General features: G+C 30.8%; 9 protein-coding genes. 1 reads left to right on the top strand and 8 read right to left on the bottom strand.

Annotation, left to right across the window (positions count from 1 at the left end; all coding sequences use genetic code 11):
* Nucleotides 1-12 precede the first annotated feature (12 nt).
* The 8 genes from BN899_RS05015 to BN899_RS04980 all read right to left on the bottom strand — a co-directional run bounded on the left by BN899_RS05015 (nt 13) and on the right by BN899_RS04980 (nt 8,924).
* Nucleotides 13-1,224 carry a sialidase family protein gene (locus BN899_RS05015; protein ID WP_081712170.1) on the bottom strand — a complete coding sequence of 404 codons (1,212 nt, stop codon included), beginning with the start codon at nt 1,222-1,224 and terminating at the stop codon, nt 13-15.
* A gap of 481 nt (nt 1,225-1,705) precedes the next feature.
* Nucleotides 1,706-3,184, bottom strand: coding sequence for an aminotransferase-like domain-containing protein (locus BN899_RS05010; RefSeq protein ID WP_042273434.1), 1,479 nt, complete (start codon nt 3,182-3,184; stop codon nt 1,706-1,708).
* A 16-nt stretch (nt 3,185-3,200) separates the two neighbouring features.
* Nucleotides 3,201-4,076 (bottom strand): PhzF family phenazine biosynthesis protein, encoded by an 876-nt coding sequence (locus BN899_RS05005; RefSeq protein ID WP_042273433.1) that lies wholly within the window; start codon nt 4,074-4,076, stop codon nt 3,201-3,203.
* Nucleotides 4,077-4,094: 18 nt separating this feature from the next.
* On the bottom strand, nt 4,095-5,081 hold the full coding sequence (locus BN899_RS05000; RefSeq protein ID WP_042273432.1) for an ornithine cyclodeaminase family protein: 987 nt from the start codon (nt 5,079-5,081) through the stop codon (nt 4,095-4,097).
* Nucleotides 5,082-5,153: 72 nt separating this feature from the next.
* Entirely contained in the window at nt 5,154-6,188 is a 1,035-nt protein-coding gene (locus BN899_RS04995; protein ID WP_242824082.1) for an aminotransferase class I/II-fold pyridoxal phosphate-dependent enzyme, read from the bottom strand.
* A 79-nt stretch (nt 6,189-6,267) separates the two neighbouring features.
* Nucleotides 6,268-6,456 carry a hypothetical protein gene (locus BN899_RS04990; RefSeq protein WP_147568498.1) on the bottom strand — a complete coding sequence of 63 codons (189 nt, stop codon included), beginning with the start codon at nt 6,454-6,456 and terminating at the stop codon, nt 6,268-6,270.
* Between the two features lie 84 nt (nt 6,457-6,540).
* Nucleotides 6,541-7,008 (bottom strand): MgtC/SapB family protein, encoded by a 468-nt coding sequence (locus BN899_RS04985; RefSeq protein ID WP_052356634.1) that lies wholly within the window; start codon nt 7,006-7,008, stop codon nt 6,541-6,543.
* A 44-nt stretch (nt 7,009-7,052) separates the two neighbouring features.
* Nucleotides 7,053-8,924, bottom strand: coding sequence for a DNA/RNA helicase domain-containing protein (locus BN899_RS04980; protein ID WP_042273427.1), 1,872 nt, complete (start codon nt 8,922-8,924; stop codon nt 7,053-7,055).
* A gap of 139 nt (nt 8,925-9,063) precedes the next feature.
* On the opposite strand from BN899_RS04980, the gene BN899_RS04975 reads away from it, so the two are divergent.
* Nucleotides 9,064-9,459 (top strand): (deoxy)nucleoside triphosphate pyrophosphohydrolase, encoded by a 396-nt coding sequence (locus tag BN899_RS04975; protein ID WP_042273426.1) that lies wholly within the window; start codon nt 9,064-9,066, stop codon nt 9,457-9,459.
* Nucleotides 9,460-9,477: the final 18 nt, after the last annotated feature.

Genomic DNA, 9,477 nt, shown 5'->3' with positions numbered 1-9,477 from the left:
CTAGTAAATATCTTACTTATTTAAATCTTTATTAATTGATAAATAATAATCTGTTAAATCTTTATATACTATATTTCCATCTGCTTCATAAAGTATACTTAATTTATCATTATTAAATGATAAACAAGAGTATCCCCCCCCACTTGGATTACCATTTTCAGGATAAGGAACACATAATTCCTTAACACCTTTAGATAAATCATCAAAATCAATCATATAAACCGTTATATTATCTCTAACATATTGACCTACAGTATTTTTAGGTGCTGAAATTAACCCAATTCTATGACCATTTGAATCAGTAACTTTAATAAATGATCCTTGGCAACCTGATCCTGAACCAGTTGAAATTTTACGATGTAAAGGCTCATATATTTCCCATGTATTTCCTAAATCATAAGATATGTATGATGATCTATAACCAGTTGAATCATGTCTTGCACTCATAATTAAAGCTCCATCTAATTCAATTACCATATTTTCAGAAGTTCTTGAATTAGGTACTTTATTTCCCATAGTCCATGTTTCACCATTATCTTTTGAATATATAATAGATGAATAATAGTTGTTAGCATTATTTTCTCTTAATGCAATTTGTATTGGCATTACTATTGTTCCATCAGGCATTGTAATACCTGATCCAACACCACCTAACCATCCAATTGTATTACTTGGTTGATTTTTTATTCTTTGTGTGTTTGTTGTTAAATCTATTTTATCAGACCATGTTAATCCATTATCATCAGAATAAGCCATTTGAACAGACCAATCACTTCTTAATGAAGTTGTACTACTTGCCCAATTACCATTTTTATTCCATGATCCCGCCATTAATATAATTCTACCTGTGTCTGTAACAACTGTTGTTGAATCCATTACACGAGAATAAGTTGAATTAACACGATCATTTTTCATTGCTGTTTTATAGTCCCATGTTTTTCCACCATCAGTACTTCTAGCAGCTCCAATATCAATAAATGCATGATCTGACGCTCCATTATAGCGAATATCCGAAAATGCTAACATCGTACCATCGGATAACGTTTGCATGCTAGGTATTCTAAAATATTTTGCATTCCATGAATTATTACTTCTATCAAATACAGTTGTTTCTTGAGGTTTACTACTTGTGTTTAAATTACTTGCAAATACACCATTGATATTACATACTGTTAAAACAATTGCCATACTTAGAATTTTTAAACTTTTGATATTTTTTTTCATATTTCTCCCCCTTTAATTCATTCTGTTGCAAAACTACATATATTTATGAAAAATTATACCATTTTTTTCCAATTAGGTATAGTATATCATAATTTTTATTTATATAAATTTTCTTATATTTATAATAAATCGGTAATTATATTAAAGATAATGTATAAAATAAAAAACCGTATATAGCTAAATAAAATAATTTATTTAGTAATATATACGGTTATAGATTATTTCTTAAATTAATTTCATTGCTTATACTTCTACATTCCACTTTCTATAAGCTCATTTTTGAATTCTACAAGTACCTCAAGAACTTCAAATACATCTTTTTCATCGTTTCTATTATTATACTTTTCTATTATCTTTCATAACACGTATTAAGATATTAGCTCTACATTTTAATTCTAAAATATTTTTATCAACAATTTTATTTAATTTTTCTCTATTATATCCTTCTATATAATCTATAACCTTTTTAGCAAATACTTTACTATCTTTTTAGACTACGAACTACATAAGATAATTTTTCGATGCTTTCCATTATATCTGTTTCATCAATATATGAGTACGACAGTCTAAGTGCGTTATTTTTTTTAAAATCATAGATGCTACCTGGGTTCAACAGGATTCCTTCTTTCAAAGCTGAGTGGAACAACTTTTCCATAGCCACATCTTCCTTCAAATTAAGCCAAATGTAAAATCCCCCTTTCGGAACCTCCCAAACTGCAAGATCCTTAAAATATTTTTCAAGAGCTGCTATCATTAAATCTCTTCTATATTTCAATGCTATACGCATTTCTTCCAAATATTGATCATAGTATGAGCTGGATAATATCTCCTTTAATGCCCATTGCGACACAGAGCTTGCCCCGTAATCTGTCTGCATTTTAACATCACCTAAACGGTCTACTACAGATTCAGATCCTACTAACCATCCGATTCTAAGTCCTGGTGCCAAAGCTTTGGAAATGGTACCCAAATAGATAATCATTCCGTTTTCGTCCATGCTTTTTAATGGTTTAGGGGGCTCTTCATCTATCCAAATATCACCGTAGGCATCATCTTCGATGATGGGCAGCCTGTTATCAGTACAAAATTTAAATAATTCTTTTCGTCTCGTCTCAGACATAACAATGCTGGTTGGGTTATGGAATGTTGGAATGGTATATAAAAGAGCATCTTCTTCACTCTTTCTTTTAGAAACAATGTTCCAGTATTGAATTCCCTCTAGATCCATATTTACGCCGTTAAGTTTCATCCCTGCTGACTGAAAAACCTGCAGAGATTTTATATATGAAGGTGCTTCGGTATATATTGACGATCCCTGTTTGAGCATGCAAACTGAGATTAATTGCAGAGCCTGCAGGGAGCCGGATGTAATCAGAATATTTGATGGTTTACATTGTATTCCTTTTCTCTTCAATCTTTCACATAAAATTTCTCTAAGCTCCAATAATCCGAGTGGCTCTAAATAGTTTAAGGATGCGATGGACTGAGATAATTTTATGAAAATTTCCTCCATCATTTGAGAAGGATATAATTTAGGAGACAATTCTCCTGTTCCTAATCGAACGATACCTTCTTCAAACTCCATCTTATTAATAGCTTGAATTGTTGGCATATTTTCTTTAAATATACCAGATTGTAAGTAATTACCCCAATCAGGAGTAGCAGATGAAATCAAAAGAGACCAAGTATTGCTGATGACTTGCGTACCTTTTCCGATTTCACCTTTTATGATTCCAAAAGATTCAAGCTCCCCCAAAGCTGCAACAACCGTACTTCTATTGACTCCAAATTTCTCAGCCAAAGTCCGCTGTGACGGCAAAATACTACCAATCGTCCAATCACCACTTGATATCTTTGTACTAATATAGTCAATGATTTGTCTATACATAGGTGCTTTAGAATTTTTATCCGGAACCCAATCAAGAACAACAACTCTGTTTCCTTTTAAATCGCCTGCCATTTTTTTCTCCTATTTTTTATATATTAATATTTCCATATGCAAGTATTACAGCATTTCCTCCTATTTTTATCTTTTCATCAGACATTAGCTTACTTATGATTTTCGAAGGTCGTCCCATGGCTTCTCCTTGTATAAACTGATTAACACTATCCTTATTAATAATATTGTTTAAATAAAGGTAATAAGTTAACGCACCATTTGATGTACCTGTTGCTGCTTCTTCATCAATGTCATAGAGAGGTGCAAAATTTCTGCAATGGATATTCCCGTCCGCTGCATTTACTGTAAATGCATGTACCCCTACAACTTTATAGCGCTCTGAAAGTTCTGAAAGAGCCTTGAAGTCGGGAGAAATGGAATTTAGCTGATTCTCATCCCTAACCGGAATCATAATATCTGGTAACCCTGTCGAAATTGCTTGTGGAAGCAGTTTTATACCATTAAATAAGCCTTGATTTTCATAAGATATTCCCATAATTTTATAAATTTCTATTATATCCTCTTTTGCATCAATTTTAAATAACTCTTTGGGTTCTCCCATATCCATAAAAATAGCTTCTTCACCTATTTCAATATTCAATGCACCCGCTAAAGTATGATTGATGTAAATTTCTCCCGGCTTTACAATACCTTCACTTAGTAAGACTGAGAAGGCTCCAATGGTTGCATGCCCGCAAAGATCGACCTCAGCTGCCGGTGTAAAATATCTCGTACGAAATTCTTTCTCTCCGACTTTTTTTACAAATGCCGTTTCTGAATAACGAAGTTCGGCAGCAGTCTTTCGCATAATTTCTTCACTTGGAAAATCATTCTTCTCACCAATCAGAACAATCCCGGCAGGATTTCCCCCGAATATTTGATTGGAAAAAGCATCTACAATATAAAATTTCACTTTAATCACCCCTTTTAATTAAATGAATTCAAAATATTCTCCTAATCCTTTTTTCTTTGCCATTTCATAAACCATTACCGCTGTGACATTATCCTGAATTCCCATTCCAGTAGTATCAAAAATTGTGATTTCATCATCATTTTCTCTTGATGGCTTTTCCCCTGCTAAAAGCTGACCTATTTCTGCATAAATATCAGTTTCTTTGATTGCCCCAGAAACAATTGCATTTCTAGTTTCACCTCTGCTAATACATTGTGCAATACTGTCGTTTACAATCTTTGCTCCTTTAAATACTTCAGGATCCCATTCATTTTTACCAGCCATATCCGCACCTACTGCTACTATATGCATACCTGGTTTTACCAAAGATTTATCTATATAATACTTCTTTGATGGTGTTGTATATATTGCAATATCTACTTCTTTCATAGCCTTTTCAGGTGTATCACATAAGATTACTTTTGCCTTTGTATTTTCTTCAATGTCCTCTTTATATTTGGCCAGTTCTTCCTGACGCTCACTATAAACTTTTATTTCTTGGATATTCATTGCTTGACATAAAGCATATATCTGCATTCTTGCTTGGCCGCCGGCACCAAAAACTGCTACTGTCTTGGAGTCTTTTCTCGCTAGTAGTTTTGATGAAATGGCACCTGCTGCACCTGTTCTAATACCAGTAATTAGGCTACCATCCATAATGCAAAGGGGAGCACCATTTTTCCCATCAAATAATAATATTGTGCCGATCATAGTGGGAAGATCGTTATGTTTTCCGTTATTATAAAATCCAGAAGCAATCTTAACTGATATACTCTCATTTAACACATTATAACATGATTTAATATCAGTTTCCCCATTATTTTTCGGCATTTCCATGGATACGATATCTGGCTGTTGCACTTTTTTGTCATTATAAGCAATGTAGCCTTCTTCAACAGCACTGATAACTTCTTTCATTGATAATGCTTCTTTTACATCTTTTATACTAAGTAATAAAGTTTTCATACTCAACCTCCTTAAATGGGAATGCGACAAATAAGCTTAACAATGTTAACTTATTTGTCGCAGAACAAATTTCTAAACAAATTTTTCTTCAATCAAAAATTCTTCAAATTTAGCTAAGCTTTCTGGAACACCCTTGCGTCCATATCCCATTCTGAAATATTGATCATCCATGCCGTAGATATCTGAAGGCAACAACAATACTCCCTTTTTGTCAACAGCAAGCTGGCAAAAATCTTTAACAGGCATGTCAATCAATAGCTTATGGTATGCAACTGGTCCACAAGTTATTGCTTTTTTCTCAAACAGATTTGGGTATCTGTCAAAAAATTCATCGACTAACTTTAAATTGCCTCTTATAATACTTGTACTTCTCTCTAATAGTTCGTCACTGTGTTTAAGTGCTACTTTAGATAAAAATTCAGATGGAGCTGAATCACAAATACTCGTATAATGCTTAAATTTAACAACCTTTTCTAATGTCTCATGATCTTTTGATACTATCCAGCCTACCCTAAGCCCAGCAAGACCATATGCCTTAGACATTACACCTAGTGATGCACATTTTTCATAATGGTCAGCCAACCACTCTCTCTTCTCCCCATCCAATTCTAGTCCTTTATATACTTCATCTGAAAATAGATAAATATCGTGTTTCTTACAAATTTCACATAACTGTTTTATTTCAGCATTTGTAAAAGTATATCCTGTTGGATTATTTGGAGAATTAACAGCAATTACTTTAGTATTTGGCTTTATTAATGCTTCTAGCTCATCAAAATCTACTACCCATTTTGTTCCATCATCCTTTATGTACCACTTGGAAAACTCACAGTTTGGAATTGAATTTGCTACTTCATATGCAGACTGGTAGTTAGGATACATGGCAATCATATGATCTCCCTCATTAAGCATGACATTCATATATCCGAAAATAGCCTCTTGAGCCCCGTGAAAGACTAGCACATCATCTGCAGTCATATCATTGTATAATGAAGCAATTATTTTTCTTAACTCTGGATCACCCCAAGTTTCAGTATATTCTAGCCATTGATTTAAATATGCATCTTCAGCACCAGGCTCCAGAGAAAGTAATTCCTTAGTTGTCATGGATTCACAATCAGATTGAGTTAGCAAATAGGGTGCAGTAAATTCATAAAGTCCAAAATAACATTCAAGCTTAAAATCATTAATTTTCATAGATTTCTCCACCTTTTCTTTTTATTAGAATTAAAATTCTTATCTTCATCATATCAATCAATATGTGCACTGTATCCATCCAATAAAAAGTTTTTATCCAACCAATCCATGTTATATCGTATCGAACATATGCTAATTCCTCTTGAGTTAATCCTATAGAACAAAATTTCATCCTCATGGAATGATATACTAGAATATATTAAATAAAAAACACCTTGAACATTAAGGTGTTTATATACTACATATTTAGTTAAAATAAGTGCTATTCAAAATCATCAGTATCTTCATTATCACTATTATTTCGCCTTTTCTTTATTATTTTAGAAATTATTATATTAATCTCTATTAGTACGGCAGTAACTACAGCTAATCCATAGTAACCAAGACCGATAGTGACACCTATAGCTGCTAAACTAAAAATAATACTCGCCGTTGTTAAGCCTCTTACAAGCTTTTCATTTTCATTTCTTTGAGTAAATATAACTCCACCACCGAGAAAACCTATAGAACTAATTATCGTTGATATAAGTCTTGATGGGTCTGCTTCATTCCCTATTCCATAAGCTGATAGTATGGTCAATAATGTACATCCAACAGTTAGTGTTGCCAATGTACCAAATCCAACTATTCCTTCACCTCTATTTGATCTTTCAATTCCTATTCCCCCACCAATAATAGCTGCTAGTATTAATTTTGGTATATGTTCTTGTAATAATATTAATTCTTCCATTTATATTGTCCTTTCTTATTTTGTAAAATTTTCCCGTCAACTTTTTATAAATCTTTGATACCTATACAATTAAAAAATTTATATGTTTCATCTAAAAACTTATATTTAGGTATAAAAATAATCATACCTTTTCTACTTCTAGTAAGTAGTACTCTATAAATATTTTCTATAATAAAATCAGGATTGTTATATTTTCCTATATGCTTTTTAAGCTTACCTTCATCAAAAATAAATTGATTATTATTAATATAATAATCTCCTCCAAATACTACAATAGGCAAATCTGTTTCAAGGCCCTGACAAGCAAATTCAGAAGCAGCAATTTTCATTTTACTACAATCTTCTAAAAACCACTTTCCTGCATCTTTTGAATCTATATAACTTGTAAAGTTATTATTATTTAAAGCATTTTTGATATTATTCATATTCTCATCTTTAACTTTAGAGGATATAAGCATCCCATATTTTAAATTCTTATTTTCCATAGAACTTATGTAATCTTTGCACTTATCAAAATCTCTACTAAGTTTAATAACAAATCCTTTATATTTTATAATATCTAGCTCATCTTTAGCTTCTTTTATTTTACAACTTAAAACAGACTCAATAAACTTTGATATATCTATAAAATTATTTCTAATAGAAGTATCCAAGTGAAGATCATCAACAACATTTAATCCTTCTATTTCATTAAACTCATCTCTAAACTTATCAGGTAAATATACATCATAATCTCTTCTGCTTCTTAATGCATCTACCCAAAGTTTAATTCCTTTTTCCTCACCTTCATGAATAGATTGTCCTTCCCCTATAAAGCAAACTAAAGTAATATTTCCTTTAGATTTATAAATCTTATCACATATTTCAAGTAAAGCTTTAGGCTCGCTTAACCCTTGAGAATTCATTTTTTCTTCATCCCATGCTCTTTGAGCTTCATCAAATAAAATAACATTATAATTTGGAACTTTATTGTTATTCATATAATCTCTTTTAAACTTAATAGCTCCTTTTATATATGCTTTGCCAATACCATTTCTATCAAGTGCATCATCAATTTGAGTTTCTAATACATTTACTAAAGGACCATTTCCCGATAAATATATAGCTCCTATTTCTTTTAACTTTTCTCTTTGTATATATTGGTTATAGTTATATAAAAATTTAAGAGCAACTAAAGTTTTACCTGAACCTGGAACTCCACTTATAAATACAATATTTTTACCATGATTTGATCTCATATTGTTAAATACTATCTTTTTAAGTTTAGTGTATGCTTTTTCTATATCACCATCTTCAATGCTTTGTATGTATGGTAATTCTCCATTTTTAAATAAATTATATGTAGCACTTAATATATCTGGTAACGGCTCATATGATGAATTTATAAAGTTATAGGCCTGTGCTTTATCTAAGTGTGTTAATGTTTTAAAGTCTATTTCTTTTGTAAAATTATCCTTATTTAAAATCTGTAAATTATTTATATTCTCATTTATATTTCCTTTAGTTAATACTAAATAGCTTTCTACTTTTAAGTCATTTTCTCTGGTATATTTATGATAGTTGAATATATCTTCTCTATACCCTATTGCTTGAGATATATCATCTTCTTTGTAACTTTCTTTATTTTTAAATTCTAATATAATTATTTTTTCTTTAAATAACATCATAACGTCTGGTCTTCTTCCACCTTCAAGTGGTAAAAAGTATTCAAATATACATGTAACATCATAATCTTTATTACTATTTGATATTATAATATATTGGTAAATTAGAAATTCTAGGCATGCTTTCCAAGCTGCTATCTGTGCATCTTCAACTTCAAAACCTTTTTCTTCAGTATAAATTTTTAATTTATTTATTATATCATTCTTATTTTTATTATTTATTTCACTTAAATTATATATTAACCCGCTCATTTAACCTCTCCATCAATATATTTTCAATATTGCTAATTATCATTTAATTTTGATATTTATATTAATTATATTCCATATTTATCAATACTTAAACATCTAGTATAATTAAATCTAGAAAAACAACTATGGGGTGAATTAAATGAAGAAAAAAATTAAGGTCGTTGCGGCTATAATAGAAAATGAAAATAACGAGATACTATGTGCTTTAAGATCTCCTAAAATGTCAATTCCAAATCAATGGGAATTTCCAGGAGGAAAAGTAGAAGAAAATGAATCTCTACAAGAAGCAATAGAAAGAGAAATACAAGAAGAATTAAAATGTGATATAAAAGCTTTAGATGTATATCATGACAACACACATGAATATGATACATTTACAGTAAATCTTATAAGTTTAAAATGTAAGTTAATAGGAGGAACTCCTATTAATGAAGAACACTCTAAACTTGTATGGCTAAAAAGAGAAAATTTAGATTCTCTAAAGTGGGCTCCAGCTGATATACCTACTGTAAATGAGTTAATAAAAGAAATCTAAAAATAAAAAGGGCTTAAA

The sequence above is a fragment of the Faecalimicrobium dakarense genome (genome assembly GCF_000499525.1).
Lineage (GTDB): Bacteria > Bacillota > Clostridia > Peptostreptococcales > Peptostreptococcaceae > Faecalimicrobium > Faecalimicrobium dakarense.
This window is presented reverse-complemented; position numbering and strand designations above follow the sequence as displayed.